At 73.3% G+C, this 17,858-nt stretch carries 15 protein-coding genes and 1 pseudogene; 3 read left to right on the forward strand and 13 right to left on the reverse strand.

The window, feature by feature from the left end; translation table 11 throughout:
* Positions 1-133: 133 nt before the first annotated feature.
* Both ACZ5DS_RS39595 and ACZ5DS_RS39600 read left to right on the forward strand, forming a co-directional pair.
* Positions 134-1,272 (forward strand): annotated as a pseudogene (locus ACZ5DS_RS39595) (MMPL family transporter); the annotation flags it as partial.
* Positions 1,269-2,312: a zinc-dependent alcohol dehydrogenase family protein gene (locus ACZ5DS_RS39600; RefSeq protein WP_468248588.1), complete on the forward strand. Its 1,044-nt coding sequence runs from the start codon at positions 1,269-1,271 to the stop codon at positions 2,310-2,312. The pseudogene ACZ5DS_RS39595 and the gene ACZ5DS_RS39600, both read left to right, overlap by 4 nt.
* Positions 2,313-2,340: 28 nt before the next feature.
* Here ACZ5DS_RS39600 and ACZ5DS_RS39605 read toward each other — a convergent pair whose 3' ends face one another.
* The 5 genes from ACZ5DS_RS39605 to ACZ5DS_RS39625 form a co-directional block, all read right to left on the reverse strand.
* Positions 2,341-2,541, reverse strand: a complete 201-nt coding sequence (locus tag ACZ5DS_RS39605; protein WP_468248589.1) for a helix-turn-helix transcriptional regulator — start codon at positions 2,539-2,541, stop codon at positions 2,341-2,343.
* Positions 2,542-3,032: 491 nt separating this feature from the next.
* On the reverse strand, positions 3,033-3,995 hold the full coding sequence (locus tag ACZ5DS_RS39610) for a helix-turn-helix domain-containing protein (protein ID WP_468248592.1): 963 nt from the start codon (positions 3,993-3,995) through the stop codon (positions 3,033-3,035).
* A gap of 52 nt (positions 3,996-4,047) precedes the next feature.
* A complete protein-coding gene (locus ACZ5DS_RS39615) occupies positions 4,048-5,862 on the reverse strand; it encodes an AfsR/SARP family transcriptional regulator (RefSeq protein WP_468248594.1) in 1,815 nt (604 codons plus the stop codon).
* Positions 5,863-5,912: 50 nt separating this feature from the next.
* Positions 5,913-6,086, reverse strand: a complete 174-nt coding sequence (locus ACZ5DS_RS39620; protein WP_468248596.1) for a hypothetical protein — start codon at positions 6,084-6,086, stop codon at positions 5,913-5,915.
* Positions 6,087-6,267: 181 nt separating this feature from the next.
* Positions 6,268-6,567, reverse strand: a complete 300-nt coding sequence (locus ACZ5DS_RS39625; protein ID WP_468248598.1) for a hypothetical protein — start codon at positions 6,565-6,567, stop codon at positions 6,268-6,270.
* A 390-nt stretch (positions 6,568-6,957) separates the two neighbouring features.
* On the opposite strand from ACZ5DS_RS39625, the gene ACZ5DS_RS39630 reads away from it, so the two are divergent.
* Positions 6,958-7,953, forward strand: coding sequence for a LuxR C-terminal-related transcriptional regulator (locus ACZ5DS_RS39630; protein WP_468248600.1), 996 nt, complete (start codon positions 6,958-6,960; stop codon positions 7,951-7,953).
* Between the two features lie 33 nt (positions 7,954-7,986).
* Here ACZ5DS_RS39630 and ACZ5DS_RS39635 read toward each other — a convergent pair whose 3' ends face one another.
* The 8 genes from ACZ5DS_RS39635 to ACZ5DS_RS39670 are packed head-to-tail and all read right to left on the reverse strand — an operon-like array spanning position 7,987 to position 17,831.
* Positions 7,987-9,690 carry an MDR family MFS transporter gene (locus ACZ5DS_RS39635; protein ID WP_468248602.1) on the reverse strand — a complete coding sequence of 568 codons (1,704 nt, stop codon included), beginning with the start codon at positions 9,688-9,690 and terminating at the stop codon, positions 7,987-7,989.
* 41 nt (positions 9,691-9,731) lie between these two features.
* Positions 9,732-10,889 (reverse strand): hypothetical protein, encoded by a 1,158-nt coding sequence (locus ACZ5DS_RS39640; protein WP_468248604.1) that lies wholly within the window; start codon positions 10,887-10,889, stop codon positions 9,732-9,734.
* Complete coding sequence (locus ACZ5DS_RS39645; protein WP_468248606.1) at positions 10,886-11,542, reverse strand: 4'-phosphopantetheinyl transferase family protein; 657 nt, start codon at positions 11,540-11,542, stop codon at positions 10,886-10,888. Before ACZ5DS_RS39645 ends, ACZ5DS_RS39640 begins: the two co-directional genes overlap by 4 nt.
* Positions 11,542-13,857, reverse strand: a complete 2,316-nt coding sequence (locus ACZ5DS_RS39650) for a beta-ketoacyl synthase N-terminal-like domain-containing protein (protein WP_468248608.1) — start codon at positions 13,855-13,857, stop codon at positions 11,542-11,544. Before ACZ5DS_RS39650 ends, ACZ5DS_RS39645 begins: the two co-directional genes overlap by 1 nt.
* Positions 13,857-14,891 carry an aminomethyl transferase family protein gene (locus tag ACZ5DS_RS39655; protein WP_468248611.1) on the reverse strand — a complete coding sequence of 345 codons (1,035 nt, stop codon included), beginning with the start codon at positions 14,889-14,891 and terminating at the stop codon, positions 13,857-13,859. The genes ACZ5DS_RS39650 and ACZ5DS_RS39655 overlap by 1 nt, the downstream gene beginning before the upstream one ends.
* A gap of 59 nt (positions 14,892-14,950) precedes the next feature.
* Positions 14,951-16,966 carry a GNAT family N-acetyltransferase gene (locus ACZ5DS_RS39660; RefSeq protein WP_468248613.1) on the reverse strand — a complete coding sequence of 672 codons (2,016 nt, stop codon included), beginning with the start codon at positions 16,964-16,966 and terminating at the stop codon, positions 14,951-14,953.
* A 47-nt stretch (positions 16,967-17,013) separates the two neighbouring features.
* A complete protein-coding gene (gene fabZ, locus ACZ5DS_RS39665; RefSeq protein WP_468248615.1) occupies positions 17,014-17,538 on the reverse strand; it encodes a 3-hydroxyacyl-ACP dehydratase FabZ in 525 nt (174 codons plus the stop codon).
* 2 nt (positions 17,539-17,540) lie between these two features.
* Positions 17,541-17,831 carry an acyl carrier protein gene (locus ACZ5DS_RS39670; RefSeq protein WP_468248618.1) on the reverse strand — a complete coding sequence of 97 codons (291 nt, stop codon included), beginning with the start codon at positions 17,829-17,831 and terminating at the stop codon, positions 17,541-17,543.
* Positions 17,832-17,858 lie beyond the last annotated feature (27 nt).

Here is a 17,858-nt window from a genome sequence, read left to right on the forward strand (position 1 = left end):
CGCCCCCCCCCCCCCGTTCCCCCCCCTCCCCCCCCTCTCCCTCCCCCCCCCCCCCCCCCCCCCCCCCACCCTCCCCCCCCCCCCCCCCCCCCCGACACCGGCTGAGGCGCCCCGTAGGCGAACGAGCCAAAGGGGATGGGCCCGCACCGCCACCCTCGTCATGCGGCGCGCACCGATCTTCGCGCTCGGCACCACCGCCCTGCTGGTGATCCTCGGACTGCCCTTCCTGGGGGTGAAGTTCGGGACGGCCGACGACCGCCAGCTGCCCTCCGGCGCCGAGTCGCACGTGGTGCAGCAGCACCTGAGGGACGGCTTCCCGGGCACCCCCGGCGGCGGCCTCGAAGTCCTCGCCGAGGGCAGGGCCACCGAGAGCCAGTACGCCGACTACAAGCAGCGGGCGGCCGCCCTGCCCGAGGTGGCCCGCGTCGACGGCCCGCTGGTGAAGGGGGACACGGCGTACTTCACGGTGCAGCCCAAGGGCGAGGCCGTCGACACCGGCGCCCAGCGCCTGGTCGGTGACCTGCGCTCGCTGAAGGCCCCCTTCGACACCAAGGTGACGGGCACGGCCGCCGTCCTGGTCGACTCCAAGCACGCGATCGGCGAAGGCCTGCCCTGGGCCGGGGCGTTCATCGCGGTCGTCACCCTGCTGCTGGTCTTCCTGCTCACCGGCAGCGTGCTGATACCCCTGCAGGCCGTGGTGCTCAACGCGCTCAGCCTGACGGCGATGTTCGGCGCGGTGGTCTGGGTGTTCCAGGACGGCCACCTCTCAGGCGCGCTCGGCTTCACCAGCCCCGGCTCGATCGAGACCACCCTGCCCGTCCTGATGTTCTGCGTGGCTTTCGGCCTCTCCATGGACTACGGCGTGTTCCTGCTCTCCCGCATCAAGGAGGAGTACGACCGCACCGGCGACCACAACGAGGCGGTCCGCCACGGACTCCAGCGCACCGGCGGCCTGATCACCGCGGCGGCGGTCATCCTCGCGGTGGTGATGGTCGCCATCGGCACCTCCCGGGTGACCAACACCAAGATGCTGGGCCTCGGCATCGCGCTCGCGGTGCTGATGGACGCGATGGTCGTGCGCAGCCTGCTGGTACCGGCGATCATGCGGCTCACGGGCCGCGCGACCTGGTGGGCTCCGGCCCCGCTGCGCCGCTTCCACCAGCGGTTCGGACTGAGCGAGGGCGAGCCGGCCGCGCCCGCGGAGGAGAACGAGAAGAAGGAGACCGCAGCGGTGTGAACGGCGGGGGCGGTCTGGGAAGCTGTGGCCCATGAGAGCCGTGGTGTTCGAGCAGTACGGGGAGCCGGCCGAGGTGCGGGAGGTGCCCGACCCGGAGCCCGCCGAGCACGGGGCCGTGGTCCGGGTCGAGGCGACCGGGCTGTGCCGCAGCGACTGGCACGGCTGGATGGGGCACGACCCGGACGTCCGGCTGCCGCACGTGCCGGGGCACGAACTGGCCGGTGTCGTCGAGGCGGTGGGCTCCCGGGTGACCGGTTGGCGGCCCGGCGACCGGGTCACCGTGCCGTTCGTCTGCGCCTGCGGCAGCTGTCCGTCCTGCGCGGCCGGCGACCAGCAGGTGTGCGAGCGCCAGACCCAGCCCGGCTTCCACCACTGGGGCTCCTTCGCCCAGTTCGTGGCCCTCGACCACGCCGACGTGAACCTGGTCGCGATCCCGGACGGGATGGCGTACGCCACGGCCGCCGCCCTCGGCTGCCGCTTCGCCACCGCCTTCCGCGCGGTGGTGCAGCAGGGCCGGGTGGCGGCGGGGGAGTGGGTCGCGGTGCACGGCTGCGGCGGGGTCGGGCTGTCGGCCGTGATGATCGCGGCGGCCTCGGGCGCACGGGTGGTCGCCGTAGACGTGGCGCCCCAGGCGCTGGACCTGGCACGGACGTTCGGCGCGGCCGAGTGCGTGGACGCGGCCGGTGTGCCCGACACGGCGGCGGCCGTCCGCGAGCTGACCGGCGGCGGCGCCCACCTCTCCCTCGACGCCCTCGGCTCGCCCGCCACCTGTGCGGCCTCCGTCGACTCCCTGCGCCGCCGCGGCCGGCACGTCCAGGTGGGCCTGCTGCCCTCGCCGGACGGCACCACCCCCGTCCCGCTGGCCCGCGCCATCGCCCTGGAGCTGGAACTCCTCGGCAGCCACGGCATGGCCGCACACGCCTATCCCGGGATGCTGGAGCTGGTCGGGTCCGGGGTGCTGCGCCCCGACCTGCTGGTGACACGGACCATCACGCTCGACGCGGCCCCGGCGGCCCTCGCGGCCATGGGGACGGCACCGGGAGCGGGGGTCACGGTCATCGAACCGTGGAGCTGACCGCGGCCCCCTTCCCGGCCGAGGTCGGTCAGTCCACTCTCCTGCCCCGGTTGCCCGGTCGGGAGGCGACCCAGGCGCGGACGGTGTCGGCGTACCAGTAGGGCTTGCCCCCCTCCACGTGATCGGGCGGGGGCAGCAGGCCGTGCTTGCGGTAGGACCGTACGGTGTCCGGCTGCACCCGGATGTGCGCCGCGATCTCCTTGTAGGACCAGAGCCTTCGGTCGGTCATCAGTTGCACCTCCCTGCGCGCGCCGCGGCGGCGGCCTGGGGGCGGCCGTCGGGGGAGCCGGGCGCTGCGCTGGCGAGCACCAGCGTGTGCTCGGTGAACGACGCAGAGTGACCACGGGACAGGGCCTGTCGGCCGGGTGTGACGGAGAATTCGCCTAGGCGTGACATGTGTGACAGGAAGGGGCTGTTTGTGACACAGCCGACGCACAGGCTTGTGCCCGCGCCCGGGCGGGGCGCGTCGATCTGACGGGCCGGAACCATCCGGAAGCTGCCATCTCGTGGGCCGGCTCCGGGAGTTCGCTGGTGGCCCGCTCCTGGAGTTCGGGGGCGGACTCCGGTGCCCGGCGGTAGACCCCACCACGGGCCGTGCCCGCGCACGGGAGGACGGGCCGGACTCGCTGCGTCGAGCCCGGCCCGCCGGCTTCCCGCACCTCCGCCGGCCTCGCGGCTCCCCCGTGGCCGGGCCGCCGGAGGCCCCGCTTCCCCCGGGCATCAACCGGCGGGGCGATCAGCGTCCCCCGACCGGTTGCCACGGGTCTTGGAAAAAAGCGCACTCCGCCCGGGCGTGAACACCAGGCTCGTCGCCTCGCCCGCCATCCGGTCCGGCACCGAGCGCGCCGCCGGCAGCCTCCGGGCCCTGAGGAACTCCCCGGGCGTGCAGCCCGTCATCGCCTTGAACTCGCCGCTGAGGTGCGCCTGGTCGTAGTACCCGCACAGGGCAGCGGTCTCGGCCTGACCGCGTCCCGCCGCCAGCAGGCGCCGCGCCCGCTGCAACCGCAGCACCCGGGCCGCCGCCTTCGGGCCGAGGCCGATCTGCTCCCGGAAGCGGTTCTCCAGGTGCCGTACGCTCCAGCCGACCTCCTCCGCCAGCCGGGGCACCGGGATCGCGCCCCGGCTGCCCCGCAGCAGCGACCAGGCGCGCACCACCCGCGGGGAGCCCGGTACGCCCGCCCGGGAACAGCGCAGCAGCACCTCGTCCAGCAGGGCGAACCGCTCGGGCCAGGCGGGCAACGCGGCCAGGGCGGCGGCCAGTTCGCCCACCCCCGTACCCAGACGGTGCGGCAACTCGTCGGGGTCCAGGGACCGGTCGGCCAGTTCGTACTGGGGCGTGCCGAACAGGGTGAAGGCGGCCCACGGCGCGAGCAGGATCTCGATGCCGGAGAGCCGCCCCGCGTGCTCGCCGAGGGCCGGCGTGGTGGTCAGGCCGTTGACCACACAGACCAGGGTCGCCGGCGGGCGTCCGGGCCGGGAGATGCGCACGGGCTGCTCGAAGCCGAGCAGCAGCGTGGCCACGCCGATCGGTGCCTCCAGGCGGCGCCGCGGCCGGTCGAGCGCGACCCGTACCCCGCGATAGCTGATCACCCCGGGGCGCAGGGCCGGATGCGGCCGTGCGAGGACCGTCTCCCACTCGCCGTCGGGCCCGTGCCCGGCCCGGATCACCGTCCCGCCCGTCATCGGCCCTCCTCCGGAACGCACCGGACGTCCCCTGGTACTACGACAGGAACACCTACGTGTCCAGCGTGCAGTCCCGGATCAGGTGGTGGAAGGTGAACCGGGAAGGAGTCTCCTCCCGGATGAGGTTGTTCTCGATCAGCACGTCGAAGTGGCGCTCCACGTCGCCGGCCGGCAGCCCGGTGACCGCGGCCGCGTGGGCGACGTCGTACGACGCGGACGGGTGCCGGCTGATGAGGCGGCTGAACTGCCGTTGTGACGGGTTCAGATGCTGGTAGGACGTGCGCAGCATGGACATCAGGTCGCGTTCGGCGGTCTGCAGGCACTGGGCCCGCTGGGAGGTGCTCGCGAGCCGGTCGACGAGGTCCGCGATCGCCCAGGCGGGCCTGCCGCGCAGCCGGGCGGCGGCGATGCGGATGGCCAGCGGCAGATGGCCGCACAGCTCGACGGCCCGGTCGACCTGAGCGGGCTCACGAGCGGCGCGCCGTTCCCCGACGATACGGGCGAACAGCGTCGCGGCGTCCGCGTGCGGCAGCACGTCCAGCCACAGCGGCAACGCGCCGTCCAGCGCGGTGAGTTTGCGGCGGCTGGTCACCAGCACCAGCGCACCGCCGGTGCCCGGCAGCAGCGGCGTCACCTGCGCGGTGTCCGCCGCGTCGTCCAGCACCACCAGGCACCGCTCGCCCGCCAGCCGCGACCGCCACAGGGCGCTGCGCTCCTCCAGGCTGGCCGGGATCCTCTCGGGGGGCACCCCGCTCGCCTGGAGCAGGGTGGCGAGGGCCTGCTCGGGGGGCAGCGGCGGCCGGTGCGCGCTGAAGCCGTGCAGGCCGATGACGTACTGCCCGTCCGGGTAGCGGTCCGTGACGCGGTGGGCGAAGTGGACGGCGAGGGTGGTCTTGCCCACGCCGCCCATGCCGTCGACCGCGATCATCAGCGGCGACCCGCCGTGCTCCTGTGCGTCCGCGTCCAGCAGGGAGTCCAGTTCGGCGGACCGGCCGGTGAAGTCGGTGAGGTCGTGGGGCAGGTAGTTCCGTTGTCTGCCGGGGGCGGGCGCGGCGGAGCGGTGTGCGGGGCGCTCCTCGCGCCGGATGTCCTCACCGCGGACCGCGGGGTCGGACGCGCCGGGGCCGTGCGCCGTGGGGGAGCCGGCGAGGATCTCGGCGTGCAGCGATCGCAGGTGCCGGCTCGGCTCCAGACCGAGTTCCTCCACCAGGAACCGCCGGCCCTCGTCGTAGACCGCGAGGGCGTCGGCCTGCCGGCCGCTGCGGAACAGGGCGAGCATGAGGCTGCCGCGCAGGGAGTCCCGCAGGGGGTACTCCGCGAGGAGCGCGTGCAACTCGGCCACCAGCGAGCTGGTTTCGCCGTTGCGCAGCCGCAGGGCCATGAGGTCCTCGAGGGCCGTCAGCCGCTGCTCGTTGAGTTTCACCGCGGCCGAGGCGACCGCCGGGCAGGCGATGCCGGCGAAGGCGTCGCCCCGCCAGAGGTCCACCGCCGACTGCAGCAGCCGGACGGACTCGGCGAGCCGGCCCTCCCGCTCGGCCGCCTTGGCGGCCCGGACCCGCTTGGCGAAGCAGTGGGCGTCGACGGCGTCGTCGGGAACCATCAGCCGGTACCCGACGTCCATGGTGACGAGGCTGATGTCCTCGGCGGCGGACAGGATGCGGCGCAGATCGCGGATCGCGTTGTGGACCTGCGGACGGGCCGACGACGGCGGGTCCTCCCACAGCTCGTCCACGAGCAGGTCCATGGGGACCACGCGGTTGGCGTTCAGGAGCAGCAGCGCCAGGAGTTTCTGCTGGCGCATGCCCCGGACGCGGATCGGTTCACCCGCCTCGCGCGTCTCCAGAGAACCCAGGACGAGGAATTCCATTTCTTCTGCCCCCGATGTGCGTGGCGCTTCGGCACCGGATCCGTGGGGTCTCACTTTCCCCAGGTGACGTCGTCCGTCGACTCGACGGCCGTGGTGGTGCCGTGGTCGGCCTCGACGACTCCGGCAATGTGCTGCACGTGGTCCGCGAAGTTCACCGTCAACGTCATTCCGGCAGCGGCGAGAAGGGCGGAGGCGATGATTCTGGAGACACGGGTAGCCAGCACGGAATTACTCCTTCGATGATGAGGGGATTTCAGGGTTCATTTCCCTGGTGTTCGGCGGTCGCTCTCGTTTCCGCCGATGCCTCTACTCTGCTCGAGCCGCGCTCCGGAGGGAACAGAGATCCACTGGACGGAACATGCAGTGTCCTAACCCGTCCACCGTGACCTGCGGTGACGAAGGGGCTCAGGAGTCCCACCAGGGGCCTGGCACCAGGACGGCCTCGGCGGTCACGACATGGAATCCGTGCAGGTCGGGATGGTCGGCCACGGCTCGCTCGGCGAGCCGACGGGCGCGCTGCTCGGCCTCGGCGAGCGTGCCGGCGAGCAGGAAGAGGCCGAGCGTCAGCTCCCCGGAAGGGCCCTGGTGGACGGTGACGTGCTCAAGGCCGTCCGCTTTTTCCGCGCACGCCGAGATGATCGCGGCCGTATCCGGCCGGTCCGCGGTGTCGTCGGGGCCCTGAAGACGCACGTGAATCAGATGCATGTGTTCATCTTCGGCGCCGGAAATCCGCGCGGCATTAACTTCCGCTGGACGGTTTGTGCCATGGCATAAAGAGTCACTCGCGCGACCGGGCCGGACAGCATAAATTGGCCAGGATGTGTCGGTGCCGGCCGGCCGGGGCAGGTGCGTTCACCGGCCATGGACCGTCCGGCCGCCACCCCCGCCCGCACCGCCGTACACAGGCATATGCCGCCTTGGGGCGGCCCGGCACGGGCGCCGCGCGTACCCCGGCCCAGTTGGTTGAACGTTCGCCGAATTGGCCGGAACCGGCCTCGCCGTCATCTCGGGAGCATCAGGAGTTCAACGTCAGTAAGCTCTGGGGCACTAAGTTTCGAACTCAGTGAGTTTGATGCTGGCCAGGGGGATTGCATCATGTTGGATGTTCTGGGACTCGATGCTGACGCCGAAGCCATCTACCGGGGGATGCTGACCAATCCCCAGGACGGCGTGGCGGCGCTCGCGGTCCGGCTGGGCCTGACGGAGGAACAGATACGCGGAGGACTGGACCGCCTCAGCGCGCTGGCGCTGATCCAGCCTTCGGGCAGGGAGGGCATAGGGTTCCGGGCGATAGGCCCGGAGAGGGCGATGGAGGTGCTGCTGGCCCGCCAGCAGGCGGAGTTGGCCGCGCAGCAGATGCGCGTGGAGGCCTCCCGCGCGGCGGCCGCCCAACTCATCGCGGAGTGTTCGGCGTTGCGCCCGCGCGCCCTCGACCACGCCTCCGAGCAGCTGCTCGGCCCGGACGCGATCCGGGAGCGGCTCGCGGAGCTGGCCGGTTCCGCGCGGACCGAGGTCACCACCTTCGCGCCGGGCGGCGCACATTCGGCGGAGGACCTGGCGGCCAGCCGGGGGCCCAACGCCGACCTGCTCGGCCGCGGGGTGCGGATGCGGACCGTCTACCTCGACAGCGTGCGCAACCACGCGCCCACGCTGGAGCACGTCAGCTGGCTGCACCAGCACGGCGGTCAAGTCCGCACGGTCCCCGACCTGCCGATCCGGATGATCATTTTCGACCGCAGTCAGGCGGTGCTGCCGATCGACACCAATGACGCCCGGGCCGGCGGAGTGGTGCTGCGCGGCGCCGGAACGGTCGCGGCGCTGTGCGCCCTGTTCGAGAGCGTGTGGGCCACCGCGATCCCGTTGGGCACCACCCCGAAGTGCGGGGCCAAGGACATGCCGCCGCAGGAGCGCGCGGTACTGAAGATGCTCGCCCAGGGCTACACCGACGAGGCGATAGCCAACCGCCTCGGTGTCTCGCCCCGTACCGCGCGTCGCGTCGCCGCCACGCTGATGGAACGCCTGGACGCCCGCAGCCGTTTCGAGGCCGGAGTCCACGCCGTGCAGGACGGCTGGCTCCCCTCCTCACGGTGACCGCGGGCGTCCCGAGCACACCGGTCCCCCCGGTCAGGCCCCGGCCGCGCTCTGGCGGGCCTCGCGGCGGTCGGCCACGAGCAGGGCCAGGGCGGGGAGCAGCGTGACGGCGTAGACGGCGAGGAGCCAGGCGAAGGAGTGCGCGAAGGCCCCCGGCACCAGGCCGTGGCGGGCTCGTGCCGCCGCGTCCAGGATCACCGTCACCACGGCCAGGGCGACGGCGCCGCCGATCCGCTGGATCAGGTTGAGTTGCGAGGACGCGTCCGGGATGGACTGCGGCCGGATCGACTGGAACGCCCGGGTCATGGCGGGCACGATGGTCAGGCCCGTACCGAGGCCCCGGACCGTGAGGCTGGCGCACAGCAGCGGGTACGGCGTGTGGGCCGACAGCCCGGTCAGCGGCACGGTCGCCAGCATGGTGAGCGAGATGCCGACGACCACGGTGCCGCCCCCGCCCAGCCGCTTCATCAGGATGCGGCACAGCCAGGCAGCCGAGACCACGCCGAGGCCGCCCGTGGACATCAGCAGACCGGTCGTCACGGCGCTCTCACCGCGCGCTGACTCGAAGTACAGCGGGATGAGCATCATCGGCGAGTAGAGCACGAAGCCCAGGCAGAAGATGTTGATCGCGGCCGTGCGGTAGACGCGGTGGGCGAACAGGCGCAGGTCCAGCAGCGGGAAGCGGGCGCGCAGCTGGCGCACCACGAACACGGTGCCGGTCAGCACGGCGAGGGCCAGCGGCACCAGCAGGGCCGGCCGGGCGTGCAGCCCGCCGCCGGAGAAGGCGTGGATGGCCAGCACCGTGCTCACCGTGCAGGCGGCCGAGGTCAGCAGGCCCACCACGTCCAGCGGCTTGGCCTGCCGGCCGGCCGGGGTGTCCTTGCGGACCCAGCGCAGGGTGACGGCCAGCAGGACCGCGCACAGCGGCACGTTGACCGCGTACACCGCGGACCAGCCGCCCGCCTCGACCAGCAGGCCGCCGATCGTGGGCCCCAGCAGCGGGCTGATCAGCATGACGCTGCCGTTCAGTCCCTGGACCCGGCCGAGGTGTTCGCGGGGCACGCCGGACGTGAGCAGGATCGTCGACACGGGGGTGAGCACACCGGCGGCGGCCCCGGACACCCCACGGGCGGCGATCAGCTCCGGGAGCGTCTGGCTGAGCGCACAGGCCGCCGAGCCCAGCGCGAACAGCACGGTGGCGCCGGCGAAGACCCGCTTGACGCCGAACCGGGTGGCCAGCCAGCCGGTCGCCGGCATCAGGGCGGCCAGCGCGATCAGGTACGTGGTCACCACCCACTGCACCTGGTTGATGGCGCCGAACCGGGCGGTGGTGTCCTCCAGGGACACGTTGACGATGGTGGTGTCGAGCAGGGCGAGGAATCCACCGGCGATGGCCGCGGCCATGGTCAGGACGGTGGGGCCGGACGGTCCGGAGGACGCCGGGGGAGCGGAGGATTCGGCCTCGGCCCCCACGGTCCCGTCCCCCTCCGTCCCGTCCCCCTCGATCCCGTCCCCGTCGGCCGGCGGGGCCTTCTCGGACTCGGCCGTCTCGGACCGGGCCTTCACGGACCCGGCGTCCTCGGACTTGGCCTCCTCGGACCCGGCCTTCTCAAGCTGGGCCTCCTCGGACCGGACCGGTGCGGAGGCCTGTTCCGCACGCTCCCGGTCCGCGGCCGGGGCGTCGGCGCTCTCCGGCGGGCTCGGCGCCTGCTCGTGGGTCGGATTGGTCAGCGACATGTGGGCGCATCCTTAGGAAGTCAACAGGTGGGAAGGCAGGTTCAGTCCGCCGACGCGAGCGCCTGCTCGACCCCGTCGAGGACCGCCTCACCGGCGGCACGGGCCCCGGGGCGGTTGCGGCACGAGAGGGTCAGCTCGGTGTCGTCGTCGATCTGGCAGGCGCTCAGGAACATCTCGGCGTAGGGCACGAGCATGGGCAGCGTGGAGAACGCGGTGGGCCGGAAACGGTCGGTGCGCAGCTCGTCGGTGTCGATCCGGCCGTGGTCGGTGATGATCGCCGTGCAGGGGAAGCGGGTGCCGTCCAGCTCCTGCGCCTCGCGCAGGGAGTTGGCGAACGGGTTCTCGCGCAGGAAGTCCTTGCTGAGCGAGGCGACTTCGCGCTTCTGCAGCAGCGCGCGCACGATCCGGCCGTGCAGTGCCTTCCAGCTGTCGTCCCGGCGCAGGTCCAGCACCAGCTGCGAGGTCAGGTTGGCGGTGGAGCGCACCGAGCGGTCGTGGCGGCGCAGGTCCACCGGGACGATCAGGCGGCCGGTGTCGCCGGCCAGCTGCCGGGAGAGGGCGGCGGCCACGCGGGCGGTCACCGCCGAGGGGCAGGCCCGGACCCGGCGCCGGAGCCACAGCGGGGTGCCGTCGGCCGGTCCGTCGCCGAGGACGGCGGGGAAGCCCGCGAGCCGGGCGGGCGGCTCGGCGGGGGGCACCGTCCCGGCGGCGGTGCGGAAGTGGGCGTCGTCCACCAGGGAGGGCGCGCCGAGCGGCTCCTCGCCGCGCAGCACCCGGAAGACGTCGGCCGTCCACTGCCGCAGCCCGCGCCCGTCGGTGACGATGTGGCTGGCCCGCACCACCAGCCGCGTCACCGCTCCCTCGCTGAGGCCGACCTCGCAGACCGGGCCGGTGACGACGTCGAGGTCGCGGTGGAAGAACGGTGCGTCGAAGCCGGTGTCCGCGGGCAGTTCGACGACCGGCGGCACGGGGCCGTCGGCGCGCCAGACCGCGGCCCGCCGCCGTACCGCGAGGCCCGGGTTGGCGAGGGTGGCGACCCGTACGGCCTCGCGCAGGGCCTCGGGGCCGATCCGGCCCTCGCCCTCCACGACCATCTGGATCAGCTGCGGGGTGCCGGTCGCGGCGGCGTTCAGATAGCCGCGCTCGATCGGGGAGATGCGGCGGGTGTACGGCCGGGTGGCCGTTGCTGTCGCTGTCATGCCGCCTCCTGGGGCAGGGCGTCGGTGCGGAGGGCCCGTGCGCCGCGGCCGGACCGCCACCACCAGCGGACGGCGGCGGCCCCGTCGGCGGCGAGGGCGAGGTGCAGGTCGGGGCCGACGACGGCCGAACGCACTTGGTACGTCGCGACGTTGGTGGGGCGCCAGCCCGGCCGCCACGGGGGCAGCCGGACTCCGGCGAAGGTCTCCTTCGTCACGTGCGAGGCCTTGATGAGCGCCTCGCACTCGGCGAAGTCCCGGATGGTGGCGGGCTCCGGCCGGCCGAGCAGGTCGCCGAGCCAGCGCATGGCGTACGGCCGGTCCCGCTCGTCCTGGAGGTCCACCCCCACGGTGGCCGCCGTCGAGAGGGCCACGGCGCTGAACTCCCCGCAGTGGGCCACCGACACGGAGAGGTCGCGGTCCGGGATGCTCCAGCGTTTGTGCGCGTCCCGGACGAGGTCCCGGGCGGCGACCTCGACGCCGTACACCGCCCGGACCGCCTCGATGATCAGCGAGCGGCCGGACTGGCTCAGCCGGTGGCCCATGGGGTCGCGGGGGAGCCGGGTGTGGCGGGTGACGAGGCAGTCGATCACCGACCCGCCACCCGAGCCGCCGCGCACCACCGGATCCAGCAGCAGACCCATCAGGCTGCCCATCACGCCCCCGCGTCGAACACGGCCGCCGCGTACGACCCGCCGTAGGCGAAGCTGGACAGCAGCAGCGTGCCGGCCGGTGCCTCGCCGCCGAGGGCCGCGACCAGACCGAGCGCACCCGCGCTGCCGTACGTCTCGCCCAGCAGGGCCTTCGGCGTGACGGCCGGGCGGTCGGCGAGACCGGCCAGGCGCAGCGCCCGCATCTGGGCCACGTCGACCAGGCTGTAGCCGGAGGCGGCCGAGATCACGGTGTCGATCTCGTCGGGCGTGACCTGGGCCTCGGCCATCGCCGCGCGCAGGGAGCGCGCCCAGGCCTCTCCGTCGCGGCCGATCCGGCCGATGCCCACCGACTCGCCCGAGGCGCCGTACCCGCGCACCCGGGCCAGGACGTCCGCGCCGCGCGCGGCGGCCGACTGCCTGCTCTCCAGCAGGATGGCGGCGGCCCCCTCGCTGAGCACCAGGCCGGTACGGCCGCCGGGGACCACCCGCGCGGTGCGGGCGTAGCCGGGGAGGCCGGCCTGGGTGGCCAGCGCCTGCTCGGGGAACTCGTCGGCGATCACGACCATGATCCGGTCGCAGGCGCCGCGGGCGATGACCCGGGCGGCGAGCTGGAGCGCCAGGACCGAGCTGGTGCCGCCGTTGGCGATGGTGGCGGTGTAGCCGCGGTAGCGGTGCAGCATCGCCACGTGTCCGGCGGCCGCGTTGACGACCGTGTTGGCGAACAGGGCCGGGTTGGCGCCGTTGATGCCCTGCTGGAGGACGCCCTTGTGGAACTGGAGCACCGAGGTGACGGGCCCGTAGCCGGTGGCGAACACGATGCCGGTGCCCTCGGCCTCGGCCCGTGACGGCTTGCCGTGCCGGCTGTACAGGTCGGCGACCGCGGCGGCGGCCAGCAGGCTCAGCGGGTCCATCCGGCGGGCGCGGCTGGGGTTGATGCCCCGGGACGCGGCCTTGACGTCGAGCCGGCCGACCGGGACCTCGCCGACGCCCTCGACGTGCTCGACACCGGTGAAGCAGGGCTGTTCGCCGGTCAGGGCGGCGACGAGCGCGGAGGTGTTGCCGGCCGCGCCCGCCAGACCCGCGACGCCCGTGACGACGACGTCGTGGACGGACTCGGTGCGGCGGGGGGCCGAGCCGGGCCGGTCCGGCCGGTTGAGGACGACCGAGGCGTTGTTGCCGCCGAAGGCGAAGGAGTTGGAGAGCACCACCTCGGGCGAGGCCGGGCGCCCCGCGTCCGGTACGACGTCCAGTCCGAACGGCTGCTCCACGCCCCGGGTGTTGATCGTCGGGGGCAGCGTCCCGCGGTCGATCGCCAGGGTGCTGACGACCGCCTCCACCGCGCCGGCCGCGCCGAGGGTGTGGCCGATGATCGACTTGGTGGAGCTGGCCGGCGGGAGCGCCGCCCCGAACAGCAGCTTGACCGCCTTGGGTTCGGAGGCGTCGTTGGCGGGCGTGCCGGTGCCGTGCAGGTTGAGGTAGTCGACGTCGTCCGGGCCGAGGCCCGCGGTGTCCAGGGCCTGTGCCATGGCGGCGCAGGCACCTTTGCCGCTGGGGTCCGGGGCGGTCTGGTGGTAGCCGTCGCAGGACAGGCCGTAGCCGCCCAGCTCGGCCAGCACCCGGGCGCCGCGCGCGGCCGCCCGGTCCGCCGGCTCCAGGACCATGAACCCGGCCCCCTCGCCGAGGGTCAGCCCGGTGGAGGCCGACATCGGCGAGCAGGGCTCCGGGTCCAGGGCGCCCAGGGCGCTGAACCCGAACGCCGACAGGGAGGCGAGCGGGTCGACGCCGCCGCAGACGACGTAGTCGACGTCTCCCTTCCACAGCAGCTCGGCCGCGTAGCCGAGGGCCACCGCGCTGGCGGCGCAGGCGTTGGAGAGGACCACGCGCGGGCCGCGCAGGTCGAACTCGGCCGCGATGTAGTCGCCCACGCAGGGCAGTTGGGAGGCGGCCGCCGCTTCGGCGTCCAGCTTCCCCTCGTGCACCAGGTCCGCGTGGACCCCCTCCAGCGTCGGCATCGCGCCGAGGCTGGAGCCCACCACCACCGCGACCCGGTCCCGGTCGACCGTGTCCAGGTCCAGGCCGCTGCCGCGCAGCGCCTCACGGATGGCGGTGGCCGCCAGGCCGTAGCAGCGGTCGAGGTCGGCGGGCTGCTCGGCGGTGACCATGCCGGCCCACTCGGTCAGCAGCTCGGAGGTGTCGAAGAGGGTGTTGGTGCGGATGCCGGAAGTGCCGGCCGTGATGGACGACCAGCCCTTCTCGACGTCGTCCCCGGCCCCGGTGATCAGCCCCAGGCCGGTGAGGGCGATTCTCGGCGTGGTCATCAGGAGATCCTCGTGGTGAGCGAGCGGGCGATGACGCGGGGCAGGGTCACGGTGCGCAGCGGGCGCTCGGCGCCCTGCTCGTCCTCGCCGACCAGCTCCAGGCCCGGGACCCAGAAGGGGGCGTCCAGCAGCGCGAGGACCAGCTCCTCCTCCGGGTTGGCGGAGGGGGCCTGCCACAGGACGGTGCCGACCTCCTGGCCGGCGGCGGTCACCTTGGCGCCGGCGGCGAACCGGCTCTCCGCCGGGGCGGCCAGGGCGGTCAGCTTGGCCGTCCCGGTGGTCGGCTGCACCAGGTCGTCGGAGCCGTGGAACTCGCCGATGCGGTTCCAGTCGATCATCCAGGACAGGTCGGCCTCGTTCACCGTGAGACCGGCGAACCCGGCCGCGTACACGGCCATGCCGGCCTCGGCCCGCACCCGGACCAGGCCCTCGGTGCCGACCGGCGCGCCGCCCTCCTCGGCGACGGCCGCGAGGACGGCCTCGTGGGCGGCCTCGGGGGCGTTCGTCAGCAGGAGGTAGCCGTACTCGCCGGTGGTGCCGACGCGGGCCAGGTGGGCCAGCGCGGCCGGCTCGTCGGCGAGCGCGGACTCGGTGACGGCGTGCAGGGTCAGGCCGGAGATGTCGAAGTCGACGAACTTCGCGGCCACGGACCAGGCGGTCGGGCCCTCGAAGGCGCTGGCGCCCCAGCCCTCCGGCTCGACCTCGACGGTGACGTCCTCGGGGACGTCCAGCTGCTCCAGGTAGCCGCGCAGCTCCTCGGCGGTGACCTGGGTGCGCGGCAGCAGCCAGGCGTCGTCGCCGATCTCGAAGTGCAGCAGGATCGCGAAGGGGGTGCCGTCGGCGTTCAGCGCGAGCGCCTCGCGGACGGTGTCCGGCTCGACGAACTCGCCCGACTTGGCCAGGAACTGGTCCAGCAGGGAGATCCGCTCGTCGCCGGAGATCCGCACCAGCGGGGCGGAGATGCGGTAGGCGCCGACGGTGGTGCGGACGGTGGTGTAGTCGTCCGTCTCGGTGCGGAGCGGGGCGGTGGTCATGATGGGTGGTTCCTTTCGGTACGGATCTCGGTCTGAACGGTTCTCGAGAAGTTCGTCGGTCACAGGGCGGGTTCGGTGCCCACGGACAGGAGCCAGGCGTGCGGCCGCCGGGCCGGGGACGCACAGCCGATGAGCAGGCCGGACGAGGTCGTGCGCAGGACGATCTCCGCCTCGGCGGACCCGGGCCGGTCGGGCCGGCAGTGCAGCCAGCTGCCGTCGGACAGCCGGACCGCGGCCGCTGCTGCCCACACCTGACGGAAGTCGGGGGAGTTCAGCTCCCACCGGGCGCCTGCGGAGTCGATCACCACGGTGGTCCGGCGCGGGGTGTTCGGGGTGAGCCAGAGAACGGCCTCCTCCTCGGTGCCGGGAGCCTGGATGTCGACACGGACCGGCTGGGCCGTGTCGTCGGGCGCGGTGAGTTCGAAGCCGAGCCCGTCCTGCGGGCCGTAGAGGCCGAGGGGGTGCTTCTCCTCCCAGTCGGAGGCGGACCCGACCCCCCAGCCGAGGCCGCTCGCGCGGCTGAACCGGCTGTGCTCGGCGGTGACCCACATCCCGGCGCTCCAGCGGGGGTTGTTGCCGAAGGCCCGGGTGCGCGGGAAGGAGCTGCGCAGCACCTTGGTGCCGCCCTCCCGCCAGGCGACGACACCGGCGGCGGAGGCGTCGAGCTGGAGCCGGCGGGGTCCGGCCACCGCCGGCGCGGCCGGGGCTGCGAGCGCGGCGGGCGCGTCCTCGGGGCAGAACTCGGTGCGCAGCCGGGCCACCCCGTCCGGACCGGTCTCCAGGGCGCGCTCCAGCAGACCGCTGTGGATCAGCCGGACCCGCTCCCGCACCGGCACCCGCACGCTCCAGGCCGCGCCGGTCCAGGTGAGGTCGCCGCCGACGGGGGCGACCTGGGCGGCCGCGACCACCTCGGAGGCGTCCCGGACGCCGAGACCCAGCCCGAGCGGGTGGGCCGGACCGCCGTCCTGGGCGAAGCCGCCCTGGCGCAGTGCGACGGTCTGGAAGATGCGTCCGGGCCGCCGGGTGAAGGTGAAGTCCTGGCTCAGCACACCCTCGGTGAGGGTGACCGTGCCGACCACCTCGTCGTCACCGCACCGCTCCGTGATCCGCACCCCGTGCTCGACGGGGACGAGGTCCAGATCGCGCGGTTCCCCCTCCCGCCAGCCGGCCGGGCGGTCCGCACGGCAGCTGGGCCAGGTGGAGACGAACACCGGTCCGTGGTGGCCCTCGGCCAGCACGTGCACGGTCCCGTCGTCACCGTCCACCTCGACGGCCAGCGGCCCCGAGGCGAACCGGTACGGCTCGGCACCGCGCGGGGTGCGGATGCGGTACGGCGGTTCCGCCAGCCGGAGTGCCCGGCGCGCGCCGTCCGCTCCGGTGACCGCGGCCTCGCGGACGACGCCGCGGTCGACGTCGACGCTCGCGGTGAGCTGGAACTCCCCCACGGCCAGGCAGTAGTCGACCGTGCGGACGCCGTCCACCAGGCGGACGTCGGAGCGCATTTCGTCGTCGCGGGACTCGGTCACGGTGGCGAAGCTGTTCAGTCCGCCGAGCGCGGCCCGGACCTCGGGCCCGAGGTCCGCGAACACGCTGCGCAGGATCAGCGGGATGTAGTTGTGCAGCTCGACGTTGCCGTCCTCGCCGGGGACGGTCTGCCCCACCGAGACACAGCCCACGCGCCGGTAGAGCCGGAAGGCCACGGTGTTGGCCGGGTTGACGGTCAGCCGGAGCACGAGGCAGCCGGACTGCACCATCCACTCGACAGCCTCCGTGAAGAGCCGTCCGGTGATCACGCCGTTGCGGTAGGCGGGTGCCACGAAGAACATGTCGGCGATCAGCTCACCGGCGCGGGCGGAGCGTCGGCCGGTGTTGTGGAACAGGCCGAAGGTGCCCACCACACGCCCGCCGTCGACCGCCACGATGAACGTGCCCGTGTCGCGCTCGGCCAGTTCGCGCTCCAGCTCCTCGCCGGTGATGCCGCCGACTACCGGGTTGGGGTTGTCGCGGTGGCGGTTGTAGAGCTCTGCGATGTCATGCGCGTCGCCCTCCTGGTACGGGCGGATCGTGATGGACATTCCACACCTCCTTCTGTTCGGGTCGGACTGGTACGGGGACGGAGGCTTTACGACTTGCGTCCGGTGGTGACGATGAGGGAGCCGGCCGCCGCGAGTTCCGAGCCGACGGTGGCCCGCACGGACACCTGCCGCAGGCCGCCCAGGCGCTGGCCGAGCTTGGCCTCCAGGTTCAGCTGGTCGCCGGGGACGACCAGGCGGGAGAACTTCATCGAGCTGATGGAGCCGAGGTAGCCGACGCTCTCGGACGGGTCGCCGCCCTCGGCCGGCGGCTCGGGCGCCTCGACGATCTCGGCGACGTACACGACGGCCACCAGCTGGGCCATCGCCTCGACGATCATCACGCCGGGCATGATCGAGTGGTCCGGGTAGTGCCCGGCGAAGAAGGGCTCGTTCACCGAGACGCTCTTGACCCCGCGGCCGGACACGCCCGGCACGACGTCGTGGGCGCGGTCGATCATCAGCATCGGCCAGCGGTGCGGCAGCATCCGCTTGATGTCGTCCGAGGAGTAGCTGTAGGTCTTCTTGGCGGCTGCCGCGCCCTTCTTGGCGGGCGCCTCTGTGCTGACCGCCATGCTCACACCTCGCGGGCTTCGATGAAGTCGACGAGGGCGTTGATGGAGCCGAAGGCCTCGAAGTCGTCGTCGCTGATCAGCACGTCGTACTCGTTGTTGACCATGACGACGATCTCCAGCGTGTCCAGCGAGTCCATCTCCAGACCGCGGCCGAACAGCGGCTGGTTGTCGGAGACGACGGCCGGCTCCACGTCCAGACCGAGTCTCTCGACGATCATCGACTTGACCTTCATGTTCTTCTCCAGGCGGGCCTCGGCCTGGCTGCGGATGTCCTCGAAGGTGGCGACGGACATGGGTGTTCCTTTCGATGAGGAATGAGG

This window comes from Streptomyces sp. NPDC031100 (assembly GCF_055570785.1).

What these genes read in the sequence shown, in the direction of transcription:
- ACZ5DS_RS39600 (WP_468248588.1), top strand. Translation starts at nt 1,269, where the DNA reads ATGAGAGCCGTGGTGTTCGAGCAGTACGGGGAGCCGGCCGAGGTGCGG.
- ACZ5DS_RS39605 (WP_468248589.1), bottom strand. Translation starts at nt 2,541, where the DNA reads ATGACCGACCGAAGGCTCTGGTCCTACAAGGAGATCGCGGCGCACATC.
- ACZ5DS_RS39610 (WP_468248592.1), bottom strand. Translation starts at nt 3,995, where the DNA reads ATGACGGGCGGGACGGTGATCCGGGCCGGGCACGGGCCCGACGGCGAG.
- ACZ5DS_RS39615 (WP_468248594.1), bottom strand. Translation starts at nt 5,862, where the DNA reads ATGGAATTCCTCGTCCTGGGTTCTCTGGAGACGCGCGAGGCGGGTGAA.
- ACZ5DS_RS39625 (WP_468248598.1), bottom strand. Translation starts at nt 6,567, where the DNA reads ATGCATCTGATTCACGTGCGTCTTCAGGGCCCCGACGACACCGCGGAC.
- ACZ5DS_RS39630 (WP_468248600.1), top strand. Translation starts at nt 6,958, where the DNA reads ATGTTGGATGTTCTGGGACTCGATGCTGACGCCGAAGCCATCTACCGG.
- ACZ5DS_RS39635 (WP_468248602.1), bottom strand. Translation starts at nt 9,690, where the DNA reads ATGTCGCTGACCAATCCGACCCACGAGCAGGCGCCGAGCCCGCCGGAG.
- ACZ5DS_RS39640 (WP_468248604.1), bottom strand. Translation starts at nt 10,889, where the DNA reads ATGACAGCGACAGCAACGGCCACCCGGCCGTACACCCGCCGCATCTCC.
- ACZ5DS_RS39645 (WP_468248606.1), bottom strand. Translation starts at nt 11,542, where the DNA reads ATGGGCAGCCTGATGGGTCTGCTGCTGGATCCGGTGGTGCGCGGCGGC.
- ACZ5DS_RS39650 (WP_468248608.1), bottom strand. Translation starts at nt 13,857, where the DNA reads ATGACCACGCCGAGAATCGCCCTCACCGGCCTGGGGCTGATCACCGGG.
- ACZ5DS_RS39655 (WP_468248611.1), bottom strand. Translation starts at nt 14,891, where the DNA reads ATGACCACCGCCCCGCTCCGCACCGAGACGGACGACTACACCACCGTC.
- ACZ5DS_RS39660 (WP_468248613.1), bottom strand. Translation starts at nt 16,966, where the DNA reads ATGTCCATCACGATCCGCCCGTACCAGGAGGGCGACGCGCATGACATC.
- fabZ (WP_468248615.1), bottom strand. Translation starts at nt 17,538, where the DNA reads ATGGCGGTCAGCACAGAGGCGCCCGCCAAGAAGGGCGCGGCAGCCGCC.
- ACZ5DS_RS39670 (WP_468248618.1), bottom strand. Translation starts at nt 17,831, where the DNA reads ATGTCCGTCGCCACCTTCGAGGACATCCGCAGCCAGGCCGAGGCCCGC.